The 24,104-nt window shown below is 63.0% G+C and carries 22 protein-coding genes; 16 read left to right on the top strand and 6 right to left on the bottom strand.

Going from position 1 to position 24,104, the window contains the following annotated elements; genetic code table 11:
* Positions 1–82 precede the first annotated feature (82 nt).
* Positions 83–418 carry a hypothetical protein gene (locus AAGW05_RS06350; RefSeq protein WP_411803645.1) on the bottom strand — a complete coding sequence of 112 codons (336 nt, stop codon included), beginning with the start codon at positions 416–418 and terminating at the stop codon, positions 83–85.
* Positions 419–613: 195 nt separating this feature from the next.
* Here AAGW05_RS06350 and cobA point away from each other — a divergent pair, with 195 nt between their 5' ends.
* From cobA to AAGW05_RS06330, 4 genes are all read left to right on the top strand, one after another.
* Entirely contained in the window at positions 614–1,900 is a 1,287-nt protein-coding gene (gene cobA, locus AAGW05_RS06345) for a uroporphyrinogen-III C-methyltransferase (protein WP_411803644.1), read from the top strand.
* A 35-nt stretch (positions 1,901–1,935) separates the two neighbouring features.
* Positions 1,936–3,396: an FAD-dependent oxidoreductase gene (locus AAGW05_RS06340; protein WP_411803643.1), complete on the top strand. Its 1,461-nt coding sequence runs from the start codon at positions 1,936–1,938 to the stop codon at positions 3,394–3,396.
* A gap of 202 nt (positions 3,397–3,598) precedes the next feature.
* Positions 3,599–4,657, top strand: a complete 1,059-nt coding sequence (locus tag AAGW05_RS06335; RefSeq protein ID WP_411803642.1) for a hypothetical protein — start codon at positions 3,599–3,601, stop codon at positions 4,655–4,657.
* A gap of 101 nt (positions 4,658–4,758) precedes the next feature.
* On the top strand, positions 4,759–5,367 hold the full coding sequence (locus AAGW05_RS06330; protein ID WP_411803641.1) for a hypothetical protein: 609 nt from the start codon (positions 4,759–4,761) through the stop codon (positions 5,365–5,367).
* A gap of 71 nt (positions 5,368–5,438) precedes the next feature.
* Here the strand turns inward: AAGW05_RS06330 and AAGW05_RS06325 are convergent, their stop codons facing one another.
* Positions 5,439–6,887, bottom strand: coding sequence for a PucR family transcriptional regulator (locus tag AAGW05_RS06325; RefSeq protein ID WP_411803640.1), 1,449 nt, complete (start codon positions 6,885–6,887; stop codon positions 5,439–5,441).
* A gap of 144 nt (positions 6,888–7,031) precedes the next feature.
* Between AAGW05_RS06325 and AAGW05_RS06320 the strand changes: the two genes are divergently transcribed.
* The 5 genes from AAGW05_RS06320 to AAGW05_RS06300 all read left to right on the top strand — a co-directional run bounded on the left by AAGW05_RS06320 (position 7,032) and on the right by AAGW05_RS06300 (position 12,259).
* Positions 7,032–8,462, top strand: coding sequence for a gamma-aminobutyraldehyde dehydrogenase (locus AAGW05_RS06320; RefSeq protein WP_411803639.1), 1,431 nt, complete (start codon positions 7,032–7,034; stop codon positions 8,460–8,462).
* Between the two features lie 97 nt (positions 8,463–8,559).
* Positions 8,560–9,921: a 4-aminobutyrate--2-oxoglutarate transaminase gene (gene gabT, locus AAGW05_RS06315; RefSeq protein ID WP_411803638.1), complete on the top strand. Its 1,362-nt coding sequence runs from the start codon at positions 8,560–8,562 to the stop codon at positions 9,919–9,921.
* Between the two features lie 135 nt (positions 9,922–10,056).
* Complete coding sequence (locus tag AAGW05_RS06310; protein ID WP_411803637.1) at positions 10,057–10,218, top strand: hypothetical protein; 162 nt, start codon at positions 10,057–10,059, stop codon at positions 10,216–10,218.
* Between the two features lie 157 nt (positions 10,219–10,375).
* Positions 10,376–10,642 carry a hypothetical protein gene (locus AAGW05_RS06305; RefSeq protein WP_411803636.1) on the top strand — a complete coding sequence of 89 codons (267 nt, stop codon included), beginning with the start codon at positions 10,376–10,378 and terminating at the stop codon, positions 10,640–10,642.
* Positions 10,643–11,431: 789 nt separating this feature from the next.
* Positions 11,432–12,259 (top strand): universal stress protein, encoded by an 828-nt coding sequence (locus AAGW05_RS06300; protein ID WP_411803635.1) that lies wholly within the window; start codon positions 11,432–11,434, stop codon positions 12,257–12,259.
* 141 nt (positions 12,260–12,400) lie between these two features.
* Here the strand turns inward: AAGW05_RS06300 and rarD are convergent, their stop codons facing one another.
* Positions 12,401–13,393: an EamA family transporter RarD gene (gene rarD, locus AAGW05_RS06295; protein WP_411803634.1), complete on the bottom strand. Its 993-nt coding sequence runs from the start codon at positions 13,391–13,393 to the stop codon at positions 12,401–12,403.
* 242 nt (positions 13,394–13,635) lie between these two features.
* On the opposite strand from rarD, the gene AAGW05_RS06290 reads away from it, so the two are divergent.
* The 3 genes from AAGW05_RS06290 to AAGW05_RS06280 all read left to right on the top strand — a co-directional run bounded on the left by AAGW05_RS06290 (position 13,636) and on the right by AAGW05_RS06280 (position 17,738).
* Positions 13,636–15,051 (top strand): FAD-dependent oxidoreductase, encoded by a 1,416-nt coding sequence (locus tag AAGW05_RS06290; RefSeq protein ID WP_411803633.1) that lies wholly within the window; start codon positions 13,636–13,638, stop codon positions 15,049–15,051.
* Between the two features lie 244 nt (positions 15,052–15,295).
* Positions 15,296–16,807: an amino acid permease gene (locus AAGW05_RS06285; protein WP_411803632.1), complete on the top strand. Its 1,512-nt coding sequence runs from the start codon at positions 15,296–15,298 to the stop codon at positions 16,805–16,807.
* A 154-nt stretch (positions 16,808–16,961) separates the two neighbouring features.
* Positions 16,962–17,738 (top strand): oxygenase MpaB family protein, encoded by a 777-nt coding sequence (locus AAGW05_RS06280; RefSeq protein WP_411803631.1) that lies wholly within the window; start codon positions 16,962–16,964, stop codon positions 17,736–17,738.
* Here AAGW05_RS06280 and AAGW05_RS06275 read toward each other — a convergent pair.
* Positions 17,735–18,370: a DUF2461 domain-containing protein gene (locus AAGW05_RS06275; RefSeq protein ID WP_411803630.1), complete on the bottom strand. Its 636-nt coding sequence runs from the start codon at positions 18,368–18,370 to the stop codon at positions 17,735–17,737. The two genes, AAGW05_RS06280 and AAGW05_RS06275, sit on opposite strands and share 4 nt — an antisense overlap.
* Before the next feature lie 152 nt (positions 18,371–18,522).
* On the opposite strand from AAGW05_RS06275, the gene AAGW05_RS06270 reads away from it, so the two are divergent.
* Together AAGW05_RS06270 and AAGW05_RS06265 are read left to right on the top strand one after the other, a co-directional pair.
* Positions 18,523–18,978: a Fur family transcriptional regulator gene (locus AAGW05_RS06270; RefSeq protein ID WP_411803629.1), complete on the top strand. Its 456-nt coding sequence runs from the start codon at positions 18,523–18,525 to the stop codon at positions 18,976–18,978.
* Positions 18,979–18,993: 15 nt separating this feature from the next.
* The gene (locus AAGW05_RS06265; protein WP_411803628.1) at positions 18,994–20,460 is read left to right on the top strand and encodes a catalase; all 1,467 of its coding nucleotides are present in this window, start codon (positions 18,994–18,996) and stop codon (positions 20,458–20,460) included.
* A gap of 99 nt (positions 20,461–20,559) precedes the next feature.
* Here the strand turns inward: AAGW05_RS06265 and AAGW05_RS06260 are convergent, their stop codons facing one another.
* Both AAGW05_RS06260 and AAGW05_RS06255 read right to left on the bottom strand, forming a co-directional pair.
* On the bottom strand, positions 20,560–20,946 hold the full coding sequence (locus AAGW05_RS06260; protein WP_411803626.1) for an ankyrin repeat domain-containing protein: 387 nt from the start codon (positions 20,944–20,946) through the stop codon (positions 20,560–20,562).
* A gap of 59 nt (positions 20,947–21,005) precedes the next feature.
* Positions 21,006–21,800, bottom strand: coding sequence for a hypothetical protein (locus AAGW05_RS06255; protein ID WP_411803625.1), 795 nt, complete (start codon positions 21,798–21,800; stop codon positions 21,006–21,008).
* A gap of 72 nt (positions 21,801–21,872) precedes the next feature.
* Here AAGW05_RS06255 and AAGW05_RS06250 point away from each other — a divergent pair, with 72 nt between their 5' ends.
* A complete protein-coding gene (locus tag AAGW05_RS06250; protein WP_411803624.1) occupies positions 21,873–23,159 on the top strand; it encodes an MFS transporter in 1,287 nt (428 codons plus the stop codon).
* Between the two features lie 68 nt (positions 23,160–23,227).
* Positions 23,228–24,094, top strand: coding sequence for a zinc metalloprotease HtpX (gene htpX, locus AAGW05_RS06245; RefSeq protein WP_411803623.1), 867 nt, complete (start codon positions 23,228–23,230; stop codon positions 24,092–24,094).
* Positions 24,095–24,104: the final 10 nt, after the last annotated feature.

Below are 24,104 nucleotides of genomic sequence, written 5' to 3'. Positions count from 1 at the left end.
GACAAAAAAGTGGGGGTGCGGAAACTGTCGTTTCCACACCCCCACTTGTCCGGGCCAAAGCCCGGACAGCGAACTTATTTGCTTAGTAGTTCATCTGGCTTACAGCACCGGCGGTGCTGGCCAGGGTGATGATCATGATGATGGCGACCACGATGCCAATGGCGCTGGCGATGGTGCCAATCCAGCCGGTGACCTTGCCGACGGTCGCGGCAGTGTGCAGCTGTTCGGCCTTCTTGGCCTTGGAGATGGCGATCGGGCCAAGAATGATGCCGACGAAGAACAAGGACAGAATGCCCAGGATCATCGAGGTCTGTGCGAGCTGTGTGCCTTGCATCTGTTCAACTGAGTTCTGGGTGAAAACGGGAGCCGGCTGCTGGTACTGCGGTGCCGGCGGCGGGTTGTATGAATCTTGTGACATGGATGTCCCCTTTATTTGGTCACGAAAGTGATGATCTTACTGAAGGAACATACCAACACGGAGGGCATTCTGTGGAGAGCGGCACCTTGTGTGACGACCGGGCCAAGACACGCGAATGTGTCCTCCCGTGACGCCGCGTGAACTGGTGTAACGCGTTCCTTGTTACCGGATATTGCACTTCCCTAAAGTCAAACCATGGCAATTGTGGATCTTTACCCAACCTCGCTACGGCTGCTCGGCCGCCCCGTTCTCGTGGTCGGCGGCGGCACTGTTGCGGCCCGCCGGGCAAAGGCATTGCTGGACACCGGAGCCCGGGTCACGCTCGTGGCCCCGGAGCTCAGCGCCCCGGCCAAGGAATTGGCCGACGCCGGGCTGCTCACCTGGCACGCCCGCGGCTACGAGAGTGCCGACATGGCTGATGCTTGGTATGCCGCGGCTGCCACCGGCAGCGCCGAGCAGGACGCACGCGTTGCATCCGACGCCGAAGCGAACCGCATATGGTGCGTCAACCACTCAGACGCTCAGGAGTCGGCGGCATGGACGCCGGCCGTGGCAACTGTCGAGGACATCAAGGTTGCCGTCAACGCCGGGGGAGACCCGCTGCGCGCCGTGGCCATCCGCAACGCCATTGCAGCCGCCCTTGAAAGCGGCACACTGCCCCTGCGCCGATACCGCGGCACCGCGAACGGCCCAGCGGCATCCACCGGACAGGGGGCCCGGCTGGGGAAAGTTGCACTTGTCGGCGGCGGCCCCGGGGCGGAGGACCTCATCACCGTCCGCGGACGCAGGCTCCTGGCCGAGGCCGACGTCGTGGTTGCCGACAGGCTTGGCCCACGCGGCCTCCTTGAAACACTCGGCGAAGACGTGAAGGTCATCGAGGTTGGCAAGACCCCGGGCCACCACCCCGTTTCGCAAAGTGAAATCAACGCGATCCTTGTCAGGGAAGCCTTGAACGGCAACCGCGTTGTCAGGCTCAAGGGCGGGGACCCATACGTCCTGGGCCGCGGCGGCGAGGAAGCCATTGCCTGCCGCGAAAACGGTGTCGATGTTGAGGTCGTCCCCGGCGTCACAAGTGCCGTCAGCGTCCCTGCGGCAGCGGGAATCCCCGTCACGCACCGCGGACTTGCGAAGGCCTTCACCATGATCAGCGGGCACGAAGAACTTGAAAATGTTCCCCACGGAAGCGACCACACGGTTGTCCTGCTCATGGGTGTGGGAACCTTGAACCGCTCCATGCCCATCCTCGAGGCTGCAGGCCGCGGCAGTGACTGTCCCGTTGCCATCATCGAGAACGGCTACGCCAAGGACCAGCGCGTCACCATGGGAACCCTGGGCACCATCGCAGGCCTCGCCCAGGCGGCCAAGGTGCGCAACCCTGCGGTCGTCGTCGTGGGTGACGTGGTGCGTGTCAGCCCCTTTGCCCCGGCGGAATTGGCAACCGCCAATTACGGCACGCGGGAAACTTTCAGCACTCTCTCCTAAACTTGTACATAAGCCCTCCCTTGAATCGTAGAGAAATGAGCACCAGCGTGTCATCGAACACTTCAGCAGCGCCCGGAACCCAGGAACGCCCCCTCCGGGTGGCCATCATCGGCTCCGGCCCGGCAGGCGTCTATGCCGCTGACATCCTGACCAAGAGCAATGAAGTGCGCGACGGACTCGTGGTTAGCATCGACCTCTTCGACCGCTACCCCGCTCCGTACGGCCTGATCCGCTACGGCGTGGCGCCCGATCACCCCCGCATCAAGGGCATCGTCAACGCACTCCACAAGGTCCTTGACCGCGGGGACATCCGCTTCTTCGGCAACGTGGACTACGGCACTGACCTCTCCCTTGAGGAACTGCAGGCCCATTACGACGCCGTCATCTTCGCCACCGGAGCCATCAAAGATGCGGACCTGAACATCCCCGGGATCGAGCTGGACGGCTCCTTCGGCGGCGCCGACTTCGTCTCTTGGTATGACGGCCACCCCGACGTATCCCGCGAATGGCCCCTGAATGCCAAGGAAATCGCGGTGCTCGGCAACGGCAACGTGGCCCTGGATGTGGCCCGCGTGCTCTCCAAGCATGCCGATGACATGCTCGTCACCGAAATTCCCGGGAACGTCTACGCCGGGCTGAAGGAATCGCCCGTCACCGACGTGCACATTTTCGGCCGCCGCGGCCCGGCACAGGTGAAGTTCACCCCTCTCGAGCTGCGCGAACTCAGCCACTCCCGCGACGTGGACATTGTTCTCTACGAGGAGGACTTCGACTTCGACGAGGCCTCCGACGCCGCGGTGAAGACCAACAACCAGATCAAGACCATGGTCAACACGCTCACCAACTGGCTCGTGGAGCAGGATGACGACGCCGCGAACCCCGCCACGGGCGCCTCCCGCCGCCTGCACCTGCACTTCCTGCACAACCCGGTGGAGATCACAGGGGTTGATGGAAAGGTCACCGGCATCAAGTTTGAGCGCAACGAGCTCGACGGTACCGGCAACGCCCGCGGCACCGGCGAGTTCATCGACTACCCCGTCCAGGCCGTCTACCGCTCTGTCGGCTACTTCGGCTCGGCACTGCCCGACGTTGAATTTGACCACCAGCGTGGTGTTGTGACGAACGACGGCGGACGCGTAGTGGGTGCTGACGGCGCCCAGGTGCCGGGCATCTATGCAACGGGCTGGATCAAGCGGGGACCCGTGGGCCTGATCGGGCACACCAAGGGCGACGCCCTGGAAACCATCACGCACCTGTTGGCCGACCGCGCCCAGCTGCCCGCCGCCGTCGTGCCCGCGCCAGAGGCCATTGTGGACCTGCTCGACGCCAAGGGCGTGGAATTCACCTCTTGGGAGGGCTGGAACGAGCTCGATGCCCATGAAAAGGCTCTTGGCGCTGCAGCCACGGAAGCCGGCCCGGTGGCGCGTGAGCGCGTGAAGGTGGTCTCCCGTGAGGAGATGGTCAGCGTTTCCCGCGGCGTAACGGTTGTTGGCTAGGGACTTCTCCCAGGTATTTGTACACAGGGCGCCCGGCCCCGAGCAAAAGGAGAAATTTGGTTCTAGCTCTGGAAGTTCGGGTCCGGGCGCCCTAGTGTGGATTTAGGGTTCGTAACCGATGGGGGTTTGCTCTCTCCGTAACGGACCGGTCTCGCAATTCTTTTTCACGGGGGTGAATGCTGTGGGTGGTGACGATACGTCATTGCGACTTGACAGCGCCCCGTCGTGCGCCCTGCGCATTGCTCTGGGAGTGGCGTTGTTCGCCGCCTTGTTTCTTTTTCTTGGATCATCCGGCGCCTTTGCGTCATCGGACCCCTCCAGCCCGGGGACCACATCATCGGGCCAGGTACCTGCCCAGGGCAAGGGCCTCCTTTCAGGCATTCTGAGCTCCGTGGTTGATTTGGTCGACAAGACCGTCGCACAGGTTCCCGCAGTCAAGGACATCACCGCCAACAACACCGTAACCCAGGTGGTTGCCCCCGTCACCGCGGTGACAGACCGTGTGGAAAGCACGGTGAATGCGGTACCGGCTGTTGGACAGGTCCTTGCTCCGGTTCGAAACGCCACCAGCACGCTGGTGCCGCCCGTGGTCAACATTGTCGGCTCCGTTGCGACTCCGGTATTGACAACCGTTGACAAGGCCACGGCCCCGGTAGTGGAGCTTGTTTCGCCCGTCATCGACCCGATCACCGGAACCTTGAAGCCCGTAGTTGACGGCGTGGGCGGGGTAGCCGTCCCCGTAGTCGACGGCGTTGACACGACCACCGGTCCAGGTGCCTCTGCCGGGGTGGGTTCAGCTTCAAACAATCTGGGCCACTACGTTGGTGACACGTCCTCCGCTGGTGCCCGGCACCTTGGATCCGTCCGTGCCGGGAATGCGCCGTCTCAGGCTGGCAGTCTTGGTTCGCTGGCGAAGTACCTAGCAGCAGGATCCAACCCAGGATTTCCCGGTTCAGCAGGTGCTGCCGGGGCGTTGGCCGTACCTGCCTCTCCCTCTGGGAGCGGTGTAAACGCCTCCTGCAACTCGGACCCCAATGCCCTCGCGGTGGGACCGTGTGCGCCTGCAGTGACATCAAGTCCTGCCCCAGCTGCCGGTTCCGGCAGCAGTGCCGGTGGCACGGGCGGACCGGGCGGCGCCTCAGCCGCACAGGAAAACTTCGCAGGGCACTTCAGTATCGCGGTTCAGGGGCTAACCCTCCGTCATGCTGACTGGCCCATGCCTGCCTCCATGCCCTCAAACCCCGGATCAACACCTGGCTAGATAACCGTTGAGCCTCTTCCCGACATTTGGGAAAAGCCACGGTTTTTCCTTGCTTGCACTCGCAAACAGGGCCAAAAAATCTTATTCAGGAGTTGAATATCATGCATGTCGTTATTCGTCGATCGCTCTGTGCAGCGGTCTTTGCCGGAGGGCTTCTTGCCCTCGGCGTCGGCGCAGCAAGTGCTGCAGACCAGTCAAGTCCAGGAGCCCCGGAAATCGCTCCTGCCGTCCAGAACGTCGTTTCTCAGGTAGCGAGCAACCACGACTCGCCGGCACCCAAGAGTGGCCTGTTGGTTGGCGTCGTTGGCAATGTCCTGGGCAACGCTCAGGTGTCCGTTCCGGTCACGGTCCCGGTGAACGTTTCGGGGAACGCCGTGGGTGTTCTTGGCAATGCCGTTTCCGCGGATTCCGAAGCCACGAACACCACGGGAACTCCGGGAACTCCGGCAACACCAGGAACACCCGCAATCCAGGTACTTCCCGCCGGTCAGGTCCACACAGTGGGCTCAGCCGCACCGGCCAAGCTCACTTATGCAGGATCCGGACTGCGGCCGGTCTACCCCGGATCCTTGGTGCTGCCGAGCCAAGCCGAACCAGCCCAGCTCGCGTACACGGGCACCGGTCTGTGGCCCGTGTACCCGGCACTCGCCATCTTGTTGGGCGGAATCGCACTGCTCATGCTGCGTAGGTTCAGCGTCATGGCCTCCTAGGTAGCCCGCAGCACATGATCCCCGCCGGCTTGATCGACGCCCAGACCCTGCGACAAGGGGATGGGCTGGGATCAGGCCGGCGGGGACAGCCTGCGCACGGCCAGCGCCAGCCACAATTGCACCCTGTCAGGAGTCAACGCAGGGTCGTAGCCTGTTAGTTCGGCAATCTGGGTCAGCCGGTATCGGACGGTGTTTCTGTGCAGGGCCAGGGCATCCGCCACGGCTGCCACTGACCCATTGAGGCGCAGATAGGTTTCCAAGGTTTCGACCAGTTCCGCGCCGTGGGTCGCGTCGAAGGCTGTGAGCGGTCCCAACGCCTCGGCAGCCATGTCCGCCATGGGCACATCTTCACTGGCCAACAGCAGGGAGGTCAGGCTCAGCCGCTCCGGAACATTCACTTCCAGGCCGCGCGTGGCGGCCTCCCGTGCCTCAAAATAGCTCCACCGCAGCCCATTGGACTGTGAGTAGGCGCCGCCGATTCCCACGGGCGCGGTGATACCGATGTTGTGCATCTGATGGCTCAATGCCCGGCCAAGGAGGGCGGGGTCACCTGCCCGGGTGGGAACCACGAGCAGCAGTTCCTGCCTGCCGTCGGAAACAATGGTGGCCGCAACTGCGGTTTCCAACGCCGATGGCACGGTGATGGTTGAGAGCGTTTCAAACTTGCTCTCCTCCGTGCCCACCAGCAGGACGAAGTTCTTCGCTGCAGGGTTGATGCCCAGATTCTCCAGCCGGGCTGCCGAGTCCGAGGGCTCAAGCGTGCCCCGGACAATGTCGGAAATGACCTGTCCGGCAATTTGTCGCGCGCTTTGGCGCCGTTGAACCAGGTTGTTGAGCTCAATGCTGATGAGCCCGCGCGCGTAGTCAACCATCCCCTCGTCCTGGAACGGGATGCGAAGCCATAGCGTGCTGGAATCACGCTTACCCGTGGACAGCGCAACCGGGTGCCAGCCGCCGTCGTCAGGGGTGGCATCTGCAACGGTTGATGCAACCTCGCCGCCGTACTGGGTCACGACCACATCCGCTGCCACCATGGACGAGAGTTTTTGTAGGAGGGCCGGCAAACCGCCGCCCGTCAGCAACGCGCGCGCGAGGACCTGGTGTGCCCGCAGCAGCCGCTCCAATTTGGCGTAGTGGTCCGATGACCTGGCGTCAGCAATGAGCTTGCCAATGGCGATGAACGGGGTGCCGTAGGGAACCTCCACCACGGGCACGGCCCAGCGGTTTGCCTCGGCCAGGAGCGCAGGCGGCACGCAATCGTGCTCAAAACCGATGCCAAAACCGATTCCGACGGCGCCCGCCCGCTTGATCTGCCTGACAAAGGAACGCTGGGCGTCGGCCGTGCCTTGGCGTGCGCCAGTGGTTAGGACAAGCTCGCCGCCGCTGAGGAACGCCTGCGGATTCTCCAGCTCCGTCACTGCCACCCAGTCGATGGCCGCGGTCACCGGAGTGCGGGTTGAGCCCATGTTTTTCAGGTGCAGGCCGGGGACGGCCAGGAGGTCTGCCAGGGAAAGTGCCATGCATCAACTATACAAACGCACTATGCCCAATATCGGCCGTGGTGCAGTTGGCTATGCGCTGGAGGTCGGCTCGGGGCTTAGGATTTCGCATATAGCGGCGCGTAATCAGCGTCACCCACTTCGAATCAAAAGAGGTTGAACACCGTGGTCCAGACCTTGCAGAACTTCATCAACGGCGAGTTTGTTCCTGTCACAGGACCTGAAGCCCTGGATATCGTCAACCCCACCAACGGTGAGATCGTCGCCAAGGCCCCCATCTCAAGCCAAGCCGATGTGGATGCGGCCATGGACGCAGCGGCAGCTGCCTTCAAGACGTGGAAGCACGCAACCCCGGGCCAGCGCCAGGCCGTGCTGCTCAAGCTTGCCGACGCCATTGAGGCGCGCAGCGAGGAAATCGTTGAAGCCCAGCACCGCAACACCGGCCAGGTCAGGGACATGATCGCCGCGGAGGAAGTGGGTGCTGGCGCAGACCAGTTGCGGTTCTTCGCCGGAGCAGCCCGTCTCCTGGAAGGCCGCTCGGCCGGGGAGTACATGGAGAACTTCACCTCCTATGTGCGCCGTGAACCTGTTGGCGTCATTGCCCAGGTGACACCGTGGAACTACCCGTTCCTGATGATGATCTGGAAGATCGGTCCGGCACTGGCGGCCGGCAACACCGTTGTCCTCAAGCCCAGCGACACCACCCCCGAAAGTACCCTCGTGTTCGCTGACATCGCCAAGGACATTGTCCCGGCAGGCGTGTTGAACTTCGTTTTGGGCAATGGCGCCACAGGTGCTGCCTTGGTTGACCACAAGACCCCTGCCATGGTGTCCATCACCGGCTCGGTCCGTGCTGGCATCGCCGTGGCAACCGGTGCTGCCAAGGGCCTCAAGCGGGCCCACCTGGAGCTCGGCGGCAAGGCCCCGGCGATCGTCTTCGCAGACGCCAACATCGGCAAGTCCGCCCAGTCAATTGCGGAGTTCTCCTTCTTTAACGCCGGCCAGGACTGCACTGCCATCACCCGCATCCTGGTGGAGGAATCCGCCCACGACGAGTTCGTGGCCGCACTCACCACAGCCACGAAGGGACTTGAGACCGGCCACGAGGACGATTCCAAGAACTACTTCGGCCCCTTGAACAACGTCAACCACTTCAACCAGGTGGTCAAGGTTGTCGAGAACATCCCCGAGTACGCAACCGTTGTCACCGGCGGCAAGCGCGTCGGCGACAAGGGCTTCTTCTTCGAGGCCACGGTGGTTGACGGTGTGAAGCAGACCGACGACATCGTCCAGCAGGAAACGTTTGGGCCCGTCATCACCGTGCAGACCTTCAAGACCGAGGAAGAGGCGGTCGAGATGGCCAACGACGTCGACTACGCCCTCGCCTCCAGCGTGTGGACAGCAAACCACGGCGTGGCCATGCGGGTTTCGCGCGACCTGGACTTTGGTGCCGTGTGGATCAACACGCACATCATGCTCACTGCCGAGATGCCCCACGGCGGGTTCAAGCAGTCAGGCTACGGCAAGGACCTGTCCATGTACGGCGTCGAGGACTACACCCGCATCAAGCACGTCATGAGCAACCTGGACGCGTAAGCGCCCCGGCCGCAGGAGGTGCGACGGCGGAACCCAGGTACCGTCGTCGGACCTCCCTCCACAACAATTTTGCAATCCCCTTTTGAAAGGTATTTCCATGTCTGAAATTACGTACCGGCTTGAGCAGAAGCGGCAGCTGAATGGTGCCTTCCCCGGCCCGAAGTCCGTAGAGCTTGAGGCCCGCCGCAAGGCCGTTGTCGCCGGCGGAGTCGCCTCCACAGTGCCGGTCTACGTCGCAGACGCCGACGGCGGCATCATCACCGACGTTGATGGCAACTCCTTCATCGACCTGGGTTCAGGCATTGCCGTAACCAGCGTTGGCGCTTCGGATGCCAATGTTGTTGACGCCGTGCGCGAGCAGGTTGGGCACTTCACCCACACCTGTTTCATGGTCACCCCGTACGAAAGCTACGTCCAGGTCGCCGAGGAACTCAACGCGCTGACGCCCGGCACGCACGAGAAGCGCACAGTGCTGTTCAACTCCGGCGCCGAAGCCGTTGAAAACGCCGTCAAGGTGGCACGCCTGGCTACGGGCCGCGACGCCATCGTCGCGTTCGACCACGCCTACCACGGCCGCACCAACCTGACCATGGCGCTGACAGCCAAGGCCATGCCGTACAAGACAAACTTCGGCCCGTTCGCGCCCGAGATCTACCGCGTTCCCATGAGCTACCCGTACCGCGAGGAAGCGGACATTAAGGGTGAAGAGGCCGCACGGCGGGCCATCACCATGATCGAGAAGCAGATCGGCTCCGACTCCGTGGCCGCGATCCTGATCGAACCCATCCAGGGTGAGGGCGGCTTCATCGTTCCGGCCGACGGCTTCCTGCCGACCCTCGCTGCGTGGGCGAAGGAAAACGGCGTTGTCTTCATCGCCGACGAGGTCCAGTCGGGCTTCTGCCGCACGGGGGAGTGGTTTGCATCGCAGCACGAAGGCGTTGTCCCTGACATCATCACGATGGCCAAGGGCATCGGCGGGGGCTTGCCGCTGTCGGCGATCACGGGCCGCGCCGACCTCATGGACGCCGTGCACCCCGGCGGCCTCGGCGGAACCTATGGTGGAAACCCGGTTGCCTGCGCCGCAGCCCTGGCTGCCATCAAGACCATGAAGGAGCACGACCTCAACGGCCGCGCCGCCAACATTGAAAAGATCGTCACCCACCGCTTCGAGGCACTCGTTGCCGAATTGGGCGAGGCAAACATCATCGGTGAAATCCGTGGCCGCGGCGCCATGATGGCGATCGAGCTGGTCAAGCCCGGCACCGCCAACACCACCAAGGAAATCAACGCCGAAGCAGCCAAGGCCATCGCCGGCGCCTGCCTGCAGGCCGGGGTCATCATCCTCACCTGTGGCACCTATGGCAACGTCATCCGCCTGCTCCCGCCGCTTGTCATCGGCGACGAGCTGCTCAACGACGGCCTCGACGTCCTCTGCGAGGCCATCCGCGCAGCAGTCTAGTTTCATCGGGCCAGGGAAAGCACTCCGGGCCGACACGGGCGGCGTCCTCCCCAGCCATCAAGGCTGGGGAGGACGCCGCCTTTTGCATCTGGGGCTGAGAGCATTGCCGCGATGCCGGCGTCGTTCCATGGCGGGATGCTGGGTAGGCTCGGGGCGTATCTTGACGCGGACGCGGCACATGGGGTTGGCATGGAAAACCCGAACTTTGACGAGCGGTATCCCGCCATGTTCCAGTCGGGCGGGGGTGGACATGAAGCTGATCTGCCTGACCCGGAGCAGCTCATCCCTGTCCACTGAGTTCCTGCGCCCCGGGCATCTGCCCCGCCGGAATTGCCGGATGCAGATTTTCCGGAGTTCGACGGCGCTCGTGTCGGTGGCGGCCGGGATCCTTTGCCTGACGGCCTTGAGCTTCATCCCTTAGTTGCGTTCGGCGTCCACCGAGGATTTCCAGGGAATGGCAGGGGGACCGTGGGACTTCCTCATATTTCCTGCGGCATTGCCCCTGATCCTTGCCGGAGTGGGATTGCTCGCGGCCCTTTTGCTGCTGGGGTCCCGGCAGCAACCCCGGCATTCTTACATGATGCGGGCAGGTATCGCCCTCATGGGGGCGGCTGCCCTGATGGGTGCGTACGTCGCCTTCTTCTACGAGGAGATCTTCCCCGCAGCGACGATCGTCACGACCCACCCGGCAGATCCGCAGTGGCCAATCCTGTGGGCGTAGCTGTTGTTTGAGGGAAAAGGAGCCTGGCTGTTTTTGCGTTGTCGGTCCTGACCATCTTGATGGTTGTGCGTCCTGTCAATGGGCACCAAGACTGTGGCGGGGGACGGTGGGCTCTTGTGGGGCGTGCTGATTCTTGCCACCTCACGTTCCTCCGTCGAGAACATGCCTGCCGGACAGGCCCCGAAAACGAAGGAACAGAGGCGGCATCACTGCTGCCTGCCGTCGGCCGGGCAACCGCACCCCGTCCCACAGGCTGTGGAGGAAGCAGGATCCAGGTACTCCCGGGCAGCGGAGCATGCACAGGATGAACTTCCGCTTGTCCACTCCTGGTGGGCGGGAAACCCGTTGGACTGTCCGGTCATGGATTCTGGGTTTGGGAGCTGTCCTCCCGCCACTACATTTCCCGGTCCCGTTGGTTCAGGGCAGGGTTTGTGCTCGTCGGGTTGGTGGCCCTTGGGACACTTGACCTGCAACAGGGGCAGGATCCGTTGCTCATCTTGGGGCTCGTCCTCCTTGCCGGTTTCCTGATTTTGCGCACCGACGGAACCGGACGACCCCGTCCCGTCTCGGGCAAGGCCGCCCTTCTGTGGGGTGTGTTCATTCTGGCCACCTCACGTCCCGTACCGGGGCGCCTGCTGCTGCCTAATTTGACGAACCGGGAGAACCGCCCGGACAACAATCACTGTGACGGACCCTGTTCCTCGGGGCATGCCCGGCTGTACAGTCAGTGCTACGACTGCCCCAACAGGTGCCGGATTGCGTGCGCCAGGGCCTGCGGAAGGTTGATTCATGAAATATGTAGTCGGATACAGGCCTGATGAGCGGGGCGCGGATGCAGTTGCCCTGGCGGGGGTCATCGCCCGGACACAGGGCGCCGTGCTGGAAATCGTCACCGCCGCCCAGGGCGGCAAGGCCGGGCACGACCCCGCCGAACTCGAACGCCGGGCACTGAGCCTGGTCCCGGACGACGTCGAGGCGCACTTCACGCTCCGGCCCGCAGAATCCTTCGCCCACGGGCTCATCGAGGCGGCCAAGGAGCACGACGCGGCACTCATCGTCATCGGTGCCGCAAGCAACGGACTGTTCAAGCGGTTCACAGCCGGCTCCGTGGCCAACGGGCTGCTGCATGCCTCGCCGGTTCCGGTGGCGTTGGCACCTCGAGGATATAGCCGCAAGGCCCCGCTCACACGCCTCACCGTCATGACGGGGATGCGGGAAGGTTGGCAGGCAGTGCTCGACGTCGGCACATCCGCAGCAGCACGCCGTCACGTGCCGCTGCGGCTGGTTTCGGTCGTGGAGATCGACGAGACCGAACAGTCCGACTTCGCATTTGACAACGCCCTGAGCCCTGCCAGGCAGCACGTGAACACCGTGCTGGCCGAGGCAGCCGCCAAGATTCCCGAGAACAAGGTCACCGTCACTTTGGCCCACGGGCGCAATATTGAGGAAGCCATCGACGGGATCGGCTGGAAATCGGGAGAACTTGTCATTGTCGGCTCCAGCCGCCTAGCTGAAAACCGGAAGATCTTCCTTGGCTCGACGGCGAATAAGATCCTGCGCTCCCTGCCGGTTCCCATGGTTGTGGTCCCGCGCGATTTCCAGTCCCAGGGCCTCTAATCCGCGTCCGGTGAGGCGCCCTGTTTCTTTAGGAGCGCGTCGTCGAGCTGGCCGACGGTGCGGGCGCGGAGACGGGCATGCGGGCCACTCGAATGGAGTGGCCCGTAGCCAGGGCGTCGGTTTCGGAAAGACCCACGCGGCCTAGTTCTGTGCCGCTGCAGCCCTCCGCAGATAGGCCGTTTGGCGGTAGTGCCTCATCATGTCGGTGGTCAGGATGATCAGGGCCACCCAGACGATGCTGAAGCCAATCCAGCGGAACGTGCTCATGTGTTCGCCCATGACGGTGATGGCAATAATGAACTGGATGACGGGCGTCATGAACTGCAGCAACCCAATTCCCGTCATGGACAGGCGGCTGGCCGAGGCGCCAAAAAACAGCAGCGGGACGGCCGTGACGATGCCCGATGCGGCCATTAACCAAAAGTGGCCTGCGCCGAAACCTGTCAGTGTCAGCTGCCCGAAGAAGCCAAGAACAACCATGGCAACCACGGCAACGGGGGCCAAAACGGCTGTCTCAACGCTGAGGCTGGTGATGGCGTCAACCTTGCCGCCGAGGCGGTTCTTCACAAAACCGTAAGTGCCGAAACTGCCGGCCAGTGCCAACGCTATCCACGGCAGTTTTCCGTAACTGACGGTCAGGACGACGACGGCCACGAACCCCACGCCGACTGCCATCCATTGAAGCGGGCGCAGTTTTTCCTTGAGCAGGATCACGCCGAGCAGGACTGACACCAGCGGGTTGATGAAGTAACCCAGGGACGCCTCGATCGCGCTGCCGCTTGTCACCGCATAGACGTACGTCAGCCAGTTGATCAGGATTAGCACGCCTGCCAGGGCCAAAATGCCAATGAGCCGCGGGCTCGTACTAACTGTGCGAATCTTGCCCCAGCCGTGCGTGACGGTGATGATGATGGCGCAAAAGAGCACCGACCAAATAACCCTGTTGGCCACAATTTCAATGCTGTTGGCCGGGGCCAGCAGCATGAAGTAAATGGGCAGGAGCCCCCACAGCCCGTAGGCGCCAACGCCGTACATCACTCCTGTGGCGGCGGTCGATCTGGCAGCTTTGACCGGTTTGCCGGCGGTGGTGGCTGAATTGTCTGTTTGAGGCTTGCTAACTGTCACAGTCTCCATAACAACACCGATGTCAATTTATTTCCATGTCCACTTTAAATCCTGTGGACGGCAAGGCCGGGGCGTCCGGACTTCGCGTGTCCGTCCCTGACTAGTTGGTCACTTTCATCGTGCGGGCCTTACCGGCTTCGCTTCCTGAGAATTAGACTGACACAAGCAGCGCCCCAATCGCGCCCCGTGTGCAAGAGTTGACGCAGTGTTCTTGTTGATTTTGCGATTTACGGTTCGGAAGGACTTTATTCTTGGCTAACTCGAGCGCCACCCGCCCATTCCGCGTCGCCATCATTGGTTCCGGTCCGGCGGGCGTCTATGCAGCAGACATATTGACGAAGTCCCAGGAAGTTGCCGGCGGCGACGTTCAGGTCAGCATCGACCTTTTTGAGTCCCAGCCTGCCCCGTACGGCCTGATCCGCTACGGTGTTGCCCCCGACCACCCGCGCATCAAGGGCATCATGAATGCACTCCACAAGGTGCTTGACCGCGGGGACATCAGGTTCTTCGGCAATGTGACCTACGGGCGGGACCTGACGCTGACGGACCTGCAGAAGCACTACGACGCCGTCATCTTCGCGACAGGTGCCACGAAGGATGCCGTCCTTGACATTCCCGGCATCGAACTCGACGGTTCGTACGGTGGCGCCGACTTCGTGTCCTGGTACGACGGCCACCCGGACGTATCCCGCGAATGGCCCCTGACGGCCAAGGAAATCGCTGTCATCGGCAATGGCAACGTTGCACTCGATGTGGCCCGAGTCCTGTCAAAGCACGCCGAGGATATGCTCGTCACCGAAATCCCCGAGAACGTCTACCAGGGCTTGAAGTCCTCGCCGGTCACCGACGTGCACATCTTCGGCCGCCGCGGCCCCGCCCAGGTGAAGTTCACACCGCTGGAATTGCGCGAGCTCTCCCACTCCCGCGACGTGGACATTGTCCTGTACGAGGAGGACTTCGACTTCGACGAGGCCTCCGATGCCGCCATCAAGGGCAACAACCAGGTCAAGATCATGGTCAACACGCTGACCAACTGGCTCGCGGAGGACCACGACGAAACCCGGGTTCCGGCGTCGCGCCGCCTGCACCTGCACTTCCTCCACACCCCCGTGGAGATCACCGGCGATGACGGCCGAGTATCCGGCATCCGTTTCGAGCGCAATGAACTCGACGGCACAGGCAACGTTCGCGGCACCGGCGAGTTCATCGACTACCCGGTCCAGGCCGTGTACCGGGCTGTGGGGTATCACGGCTCGGAGCTTTCCGCGGTGGACTTTGATGCCCGCCGAGGCGTCATTCCGAACGACGGCGGCCGCGTGTTGGGCGCCGACGGAACCCAGGTGCCGGGTCTGTATGCGACCGGCTGGATCAAGCGTGGGCCTGTTGGTTTGATCGGCAGCACCAAGGGTGACGCCCTGGAAACCATCGGATGCCTCTTGGAAGACAGGCTCAGCCTGCCCGTCGCCGAGCATCCCGGCGAGGACGAAATTGTGCAGCTGCTTGAATCGCGCGGCGTGGAATTCACCACGTGGGAGGGCTGGAACAAGCTCGACAACCATGAAAAGCAGCTGGGAGCCAACTACGTTCCCGCCTCCGGAATCGAGATTGTCCGTGAACGGGTCAAGGTCGTGGACCGCGAGCAGATGGTGAACATCTCCAACGGTTAGTGCCGTCCCGGGAACCCTTGCCAGCCCAGTCCGGAAAAAGCAGCGCCGCCCACCGTCCGTCGGCGGCGCTTTTATGCTGCTTGTAGGCAGAAGGTGCCATCGGGCCGGAGCTAATACGTTACAAGACACAAAATGACGACGTTGAATCTCAAATTGTGAGATAAAATTCAGTGAATGTGATTGATCTGGTAATGCACCGCTATTGTTGATGAGTTGAAAAATTCCTGAAGATGAAGCGGTTTCCATGAACTTGTTTAGAACAAAATCCATTGAGCGCTCCCTTGCCGACGCGGACGAGCCGGGCCACGGCCTCAAACGCACCCTGACCACCTGGGATCTGATGATCATGGGAATTGCCGTCGCCGTTGGCGCGGGCATCTTCTCGGTTGGCGCCAAGGCAGCCGCCCACCACGCAGGCCCTGCCGTCACAGTTTCCTTCGTTCTTGCCGCGGTCACCTGTGCGCTGGCCATCATGTGTTACGCGGAATTTGCCACGGCCATTCCGGTGACAGGCAGCGCCTACGTATTCACCTACGCAACAGTCGGTGAGCTGCTGGCCTGGATCATCGGCTGGAACCTGATCCTTGAACTGCTCATGGCGGCCTCCGTCATTGCCAAGTACTGGGGCATCTACCTTAGTAATTTCTTTGAAGCCGTCAACCTCGACATCCCCTCCAACTTTGCCCTTGGCCCTGTCACGGTCTTCTGGGGGCCGCTCGTCGTGGTGGCTGCCTTCACGTTTGTCCTTGTGATGGGGACCAAACTTGCGGCGCGCATCAACAACGTGTTCACGCTGATCAAGATCTGCATCGTTTTGTTTGTGATCGTGGTCGGCTTCTTCTACGTCAAGGTCGAGAACTACCAGCCCTTCATTCCGCCGTCTCAGCCTGTCACTGCCACCGACACGTCGTGGCAGGTCCAGCCGTTCCTCTCTTTGCTAACGGGGGCCGAACCGGCCATGTACGGCTTTGTGGGCATAGTTTCGGGTGCGGCCCTGGTGTTCTTTGCCTTCATCGGCTTTGACGTCGTCGCCACGAGCGCCGAGGAAGTCAAAAACCCCGCCAAGACGCTTCCCCGCGGCATTTTCGCCGGCCTGGCCGTTGTTACCGTTCTGTACATCCTTGTCACCTTGGCCGTCACCGGAATGGTGTCCTACAAGGATCTTGCAAAGGTTGCGGATCCTTCGCTATCCACGGCATTCTCCCTTGTCGGGGCGGAATGGGCAGTCGTCGTCATTTCCCTGGGTTCCCTGATTGGCCTGACAACGGTGATCATGGTGCTCCTGATGGGCCTGGCCCGCGTCATGATGGCCATGAGCCGCGATGGGCTGCTGCCGCGGGGCCTGAGCAAGACCTCGGACCGCCACGCCACCCCGGCCCGCACGCAGATTCTGAGCGGCGTCTTGGTCGCCATCCTTGCCGGATTCACACCCGTTGAATTGCTGAGCGAAATGATCAACATCGGCACACTCAGCGCCTTCGTCATGGTCAGCATCGGCATCCTCGTCCTGCGGCACAAGCGCCCGGACCTCAAGCCGGCCTTCCGTGTTCCGTTCGGACCGGTGATTCCGGTCCTCTCGGCCCTTCTGTGCATTTACCTGATGCTGAACCTGGCCACCCTGACGTGGGTCTTCTTCGCGGTCTGGCTCGTTGTGGGGCTCGTGTTCTACTTCGGCTACGGCTACTGGAATTCCCGCCTGCGCAAGGAAGACGCCGTTGCCGCCAGCTTGGCAAAGTCAGTGACGCCCCTGGACTAAAACGCTCCCCAAGCGAAGGCGCGTCGGGGTCTTTCGGCCGGGGTCCGCCGCCGGTGGACAGCACTTTGCCCGCTCTCAGGCTTTTATGTCAGGCTGGCAGGAACTGCCCGGTCCCCGGTGCGGGATTGGGATTTTAACCCTGACTGGAGCATGAATGACAATTCCCCATGGCCTCAAGGACGTCGCCCCTGAGTCAGTCATGCTGGCCGGTGCCGGCCGGGCCATCCTGTTGCAGCTGGCAAACCCGGGTGTTGGGCATGGTGTTGCCCGCCATTCCGACTTTGCCGCAGATCCGCTCAAGCGATTGCACGGGACACTCGGCTACATCTATGCCCTGACCAATGGCACACCGGGGCAACTGAAGACTGTGCGGTCCCGGGTGCAGCGTGCGCACCTGCCGGTCAGGGGCGAACAGTCCGAACAGCACCCTGCGTACTCCGCCGGTGATCCCACGCTCCAGCTGTGGGTGGCCGCGACGCTCTACGATTCCGGCATGCAAAGCTACGACGCCGTTTTCCCTGCCTTGTCACCGCACGATGCAGAGGGGCTCTACCGTGACTATGGTGTGCTCGGCACGGCACTGGGCATGCCCGCCGGGCTGTGGCCCGCCAGCCGTGCCGACTTTGCCGTGTACTGGGAATCCCAGCTGGCCACATTGGCGGTTGATGGCACCATCAGGGCCGTGGCTGAAGAGTTGCTGGCCGCAAAAAACGCCCCACTGTGGGTGAAAGTTCTCATGCCGCTGGCAAGATTCCTGACAGTGGGCCTGCTCCCTTCATCAATCCGTCCCATGTACGGCTTCAGCTGGTCCGGGCGGCAGGATCTCTTGCTCGGGGCAGTGTTCAAGGTGGCATCAGTGCTGGTACGGATCACGCCCAAGGCGGTTCGGCATGCCCCCATGCGCTACTACCTCAAGCGCATTCCTGGCTAAGGCGCCGCATAGCGAACCACCCAGTCCACCAGGGGACGCAGTTTCTCCCACTGCTTCTCAATTTCACGGTGGGCATCCCCGGTGTCCAGCCAGTCAGGCCTGCCAAGGGGAAGGGAGGCGCTGAGCGTCTTGTGTTTGAGCAGCCCTGGCCGTGGATGGTCCTTGGGGAATCCGCGCGGAATTGTTTTCAGCGTTTCGCCATCAAGGCTGAACCCCGCCGAAACCAGATCGTCGGTGATCGACTCCAGCGCCGCCCCGCTGACAGTGGAATCCACCGCCATCCGGTACCTGGAAAGCTGCGCGGGGGAGGATGAGTGGTAGCCGCCGCCAAGGAGCAGCCCGTCGGCGCTCATCTGGAGATAGAAACCTACGCCCTCGTAGTTTGAAAGGAACATTCCCTGGGCCGTCTTGTAGGGCGATTTGTCCGCCGAGAACCTCACATCCCTAAAAGGGCGGAACAGCTTGCCTGTGCCGAACCTCGGTTCCAACAGGCTTTCGAGGGCAAGCAGCGGTCCCAGCACATCGGCGTCGTACCTGTCTTTGTGCTCCAACCACCACTGCTTGTTGTTGTTGTCCTCAAGGAGTTCATAGAACTCGATGGCCGCCACTGGAATGCCCGTGAAAGTAGTCATGGCTTGAGCCTAGGGACGCGGGGGTGCCGACGCCATGGCCGGCCGCCACGTGGAGCACAACGTACCGGATCGTGCTGGGTGTGGGGGAATGAAGTCAGCACATTAGGTGGGCCTAACTGGACTGAGTCCAGAATGGGCCCCATGATTGACACATGGTCACCAAACAGCAGTCGGAAGAGATGTTGCGGGCAGCTTCGCTGCGCGTGACCCGACCCCGTCTTGCCGTCCTGGAAGCGGTGAGCACCAACCCCCACGCCGATGCCGACACCATTATTGGTGAGGTTCGCAAGGATTTGGGCACTGTTTCCAAACAGGCCGTCTATGACGTCTTGGCAGTCCTGGTGGAGACCAATTTGGTGCACCGCATTGAACCGGCAGGCTCACCGGCACGTTTTGAAACGCGGGTGGGGGACAACCACCACCACGTGGTGTGCCGATCCTGTGGGGACATTGCCGATGTCGACTGCGCTGTCGGCCACGCACCTTGTTTGCGCGCCTCCAACAGCCATGGTTTCAGTATTGACGAAGCCGAGGTTACGTACTGGGGGACCTGCCCGGACTGTGCAGCAAAAAGAATTTTGAATGAACAAGATCTCACGAGTACATAGGAGCGAATAGCAAAAATGACTATCGAAAACACCGCGCCACTGACAACTGCCGCAGGCGCACCGGTTGCCAACAACCAAGACAGCCTCACCGCCGGCCCCCGCGGCCCCATGCTGTTGCAGGACGTTTGGTTCCTTGAGAAGCTGGCCCACTTCAGCCGCGAGGTCATCCCCGAGCGTCGCATGCACGCCAAGGGCTCAGGCGCCTTCGGCACCTTCACTGTCACCAATGACATCACCAAGTACACCAAGGCGAACATCTTCTCCGAGGTTGGCAAGCAGACTGAAATGTTCGCTCGCTTCTCCACCGTTGCAGGCGAACGCGGCGCTGCCGACGCCGAGCGCGACATCCGCGGATTCTCGCTGAAGTTCTACACCGAAGAGGGCAACTGGGACCTGGTGGGCAACAACACCCCCGTGTTCTTCTTCCGCGATCCCCTGAAGTTCCCCGATCTGAACCGCGCAGTCAAGCGCGACCCGCGCACCAACATGCGCAACGCCGAGAACAACTGGGACTTCTGGACCAACCTGCCCGAGGCCCTGCACCAGATCACCATCGTCATGTCCGACCGCGGCATCCCTGCCAGCTACCGCCACATGCACGGTTTCGGCTCGCACACCTTCTCCCTGATCAACGCTGCGGGCGAGCGTTTCTGGGTCAAGTTCCACCACATCACCCAGCAGGGCATCAAGAACCTGAGCGACGCAGAAGCCGGCGCCCTGGTTGCTGCCGACCGCGAGTCCAGCCAGCGCGACCTCTTCGACTCGATCGAGAACGGTGACTTCCCGAAGTGGAAGCTCATGGTCCAGATCATGCCGGAAGCCGATGCACAGACCTACAAGTACCACCCCTTCGACCTGACCAAGGTCTGGTCCAAGAAGGACTACCCGCTGATCGAGGTTGGCGAGTGGGAACTGAACCGCAACGCCGAGAACTACTTCGCCGATGTTGAGCAGTCCTCCTTCACCCCGGCCAACGTTGTGCCCGGCATCAGCTTCTCCCCGGACCGCATGCTGCAGGGCCGTTTGTTCTCCTACGGCGACGCTGCCCGTTACCGCCTGGGTGTAAACCACCACCAGATCCCGGTGAATGCGGCGCGCAACAACGTCAACACGTACCACCGCGACGGCCAGGGCCGTGTGGACGGAAACCAGGGCCGCACCCCCGGCATCGAGCCGAACTCCTACGGCCGCTGGCCCGAGCAGCCCGCCTACGCCGATCCGGCGCTGGCCATTGGTGCCACGGCCGACCGCTTCAACTACCGCGAAGACGATGCCAACTACTTTGAGCAGCCCGGCATCCTGTTCCGCGAGAAGATGACCGAAGAGCAGCGCCAGGTGCTCTTCGAGAACACCGCCCGCGCCATCGATGGTGCCTCACAGGCCACAATCGAGCGTCACATCTTCAACTGCAGCCAGGCCGATCCGGCCTACGGTGAGGGTGTTCGTAAGGCCATCGAAGCCCACCAGGCTTCCAAGGCTTAGTCCCTAAAGACGTACGACGGCGGCACTCGCCTTTCGCATTCAGCGGAAGGTAAGGTGCCGCCGTCGTTGGTTAACGCACGAATTCCTATGGGTGGGGTTTTAGCCCAGGAGGTGTTCGCGGCCGAACATGGCTGCCGCTGCGCGTGCAGAGGGCGTCCCGGCATCGAGGTCGGCACCGGCGGCCACAAGCAGGGCGCTGACAGCGTCCTCGCCCTTGAACAACGCCCCGGCGAGGGGCGACTGGTCCCTTCCGTTGCGGATGTCGACATTGGCGCCGCGGCCAATGAGCATGGACACGGTGCCGGCCTGGCCCTTGTAGGCGGCGAGCATCAGCAGCGTGTTCCCGTCGGGATCCTGGACGTCCACCGACAGTCCGTGGTCAAGGAATTCGGCCAGTTCGGCACTTTTGCCGTCCCGTGCAAGGTCCATGGCCAGGGCGATGAGTTGGGTGTTCTGTTGTTCGTTGAGGGCGGGGTTCTTGGTCATTTCTCCACAGTAGGCGATGGGCGGCAGCTTTGCCCTGTGACAGGCTACTCGGAGCGTTGTCAGTCCTGGGACAGGGGCAGGTCCAGGCCGCCGCCGGCCACAAAATCGGCGATTTGTTGCGGTTCCTCGCCATGCCGCCTGGCAAAGAGGTGGATCACGGCAGGGACGGGAGAGGGCCACTCTTCGGTGACCCACAGGGTGACGCCCTGGAAGGGCGGGCGTGAGTGGGAGGCCAGGACCGTCATGTTCTTGGCCAGTGCCAGCAACGACAACGGGTCCGTGCCATCAAGTGTCGCGGCAGGGAAACGCGCAACGGCGCTCCAATGCCCGCCCCGGAAGGATTCGCCCGGCGCGGGACCGACAGGTTCGATGTGGAAAGGGCGGTCGGCCCATCCAGGAGGTTCCCAGGCCCTGTCGGGTCCGGGGGTGGGGCCGCCGGGGGTGTCCGACACCAGGCCACCTCCCCAGACGCGCAGCCGCTCATCGAGCCCCTCGGTGTTGCCGACGGCCACCCGTTGGTGGGCCGGCAGGCGGAGGGCGGAAGCCGCAGTCGTGCTTCCGGGCCAGGAAAAGAACGCATGCACTGTGGGGGTGGAGGTCTCGGGGAGCGGCTCGCCCACGGCATCACCCACGGGATGCCAATTCAAGGCGATGTACAACTGCGCGGCGGTGGCCCCGGCGAGGTCTGTCATGGCGCGGCGCAGGTGGCCGTAGCACCGCAGGAGGTCGGCGGCGGATTCGGCCCCAAAGGCGATGGACGGGTCATTGAGCCGAAGGAGGAAGTGTCCCTGTGCCAGGGGCACTTTGGGCCTGCGGATGCCCCAAAACGTTGAGGCGAGCAATTGTTCCCGCATGGTGGCACCTGACCCTGGGCGTTGGCATTGGTTGCCAGCATAGCGCGGCTCCCGCGGCGTTAAGCTGAATCCGTGCCTAAACTTCTTGCCGACATCACCCCGCTGCGTGAAAGCCTTCCGTTCAGGCGGCTGTGGATCGGCAACGGACTCTCATCCGTGGGCACCCAGTTGACGGTTGTCGCCGTCAGCCTCGAGGTCTACCACCTCACCGGATCCACCCTCGCCGTGGGCATGCTGGGTCTTGTTGCGCTTGTCCCGCTCGTGGTTGCCGGACTGTACGGAGGTGCCGTGGCCGACGCGCACGACCGCCGCAAGGTGGCCCTGTTTTCGTCAACGGTGCTGTGGCTCGTGACCATCTGCATTGCGGCGCAGGCCTGGCTGGGGCTTGGAAACGTGTGGCTCCTGTACGCGCTCATCGCCGTCCAGTCCGCCGCGGCAGGCGTGAACGGATCGGCACGCAGCGCCATTGTTCCGCGCCTTGTCCGGCTGGAGCTGCTGCCTGCAGCCAACGCGCTGAGCATGATCGTCATGGGCCTTGGCACCACCGTTGGCCCGCTGCTGGCAGGGGTGCTGGTGGCGAATGTTGGCTACGCCTGGACGTACTCGGTTGATGTGCTGACGTTCACGGCCTCGCTGTGGGCGCTGTTCAAGCTCCCGCCCCTGCCGCCACAGCCCGTCGACGGCGGGAAGCCTGTGCAGCGTGCAGGCCTGAAGTCGGTCCTTGAGGGCTTTTCCTTCCTTGGCCGCCGCAAGAATGTGCGCATGACATTCCTGGTAGACATGTGCGCCATGGTCTTTGCCCTGCCCCGCGCCCTGCTGCCTGCCATCGGCGCCGTGTGGCTGGGCGGCGGGGACCAGACCGCCGGGCTGCTGCTCGCGGCGATCGCGGCAGGCTCCTTCCTTGCCGCACTGTTCTCGGGACCCCTGGGGTACGTGCGCCGGCAGGGCCTGGCCGTCGTGTGGTCCATCACGGTGTGGGGCGGGGCTGTGGCCGCACTCGGCGGTGCCGTTTTGGCCGGCGGCCGCACGCACGACGGCGCGGTGTCGCCGTGGCTTGTCGCCGCGGTCGTTGCGCTGGTGGTCGCCGGCGTGGCGGACTCCGTCAGTTCCGTGTTCCGCTCCACCATCCTGCAGGCCGCGACCCCCGACCACCTCAGGGGCCGGCTGCAGGGCATCTTTGTCGTGGTGGTGACGGGCGGGCCGCGCCTAGGTGACGTGTTTTCGGGGGCTACCGGATCCTGGCTGGGCGAGGGCTGGGCGGCCGTTGTGGGAGGCCTGCTGTGCATCGCCGCGGTGTGGTCGCTGGCCACCTTCCAGCCCGGGTTCGTCCGCTATGATGCCCGGCACCCCAAGCCCTGATTCGGGAACAAGCACCGCCAGCAGGGCGTTTAAACCCATACACGCATCCCTTTAGAAAGGACTCGAAAGTGCGCAGCCATTTCAACGGACTTAAGACCACCGCCCTCTTCGGTGTGCTCTGGGTGGTGTTGCTTGGACTCGGGGCGCTCATTTCCAGCGGCACCAACAGTGCGGCGCCGTTGTGGATCTTTGCCCTGATCGGCGTCGCCACCACGGCGTACGGCTACTGGAACAGCGGCAAGATCGCCATCCGGTCCATGCAGGCCTACCCCGTGACCGAGGAGCAGGCCCCTGAGATCTACCGGATTGTCCGCGAGCTCTCCACCAAGGCAAACCAGCCCATGCCGGCCATCTACATTTCACCCACGCAGGCACCCAATGCCTTCGCCACGGGCCGCAACCCCAACAACGCGGCCGTGTGCTGCACCGAGGGCATCCTTGACCTGCTGGACGAGCGGGAACTGCGCGGTGTGCTCGGCCACGAGCTCATGCACGTCTACAATCGTGACATTCTCACATCTTCGGTGGCGGCCGCCGTCGCCGGTGTCATCACATCTGTCGCCCAGATGATGCTGTTCTTCGGCGGAGGGGACCGCCGCAACGCCAACCCGCTGGCCATGCTCGCCATGGCGTTCCTGGCGCCCATGGCGGCGTCCATGATCCAACTGGCCATCAGCCGCACCCGTGAGTACGACGCCGATGAGGACGGTGCGCGCCTGACCGAGGACCCGCTCGCCCTGGCCTCGGCCCTGCGCAAGCTGGAGCTTGGCGTGGCACGCCTGCCGCTGCCGGAGGAACAGAACCTTGTCAATGCCAGCCACCTCATGATCGCCAACCCATTTAGGAACGGCGGCGCCCGCAAGATGTTCTCGACCCACCCTCCCATGGCGGACCGGATCGCCCGGCTCGAGCAGATGGCAGGCCGCCCGCTGTAAGGCGGCAGCT

Origin of the sequence: Arthrobacter sp. LAPM80, assembly GCF_046736435.1 — a bacterium.
GTDB lineage: Bacteria > Actinomycetota > Actinomycetes > Actinomycetales > Micrococcaceae > Specibacter.
The sequence above is the reverse complement of the archived record's forward strand: the minus strand, read 5'-3'. Positions and strand labels throughout refer to the sequence as shown.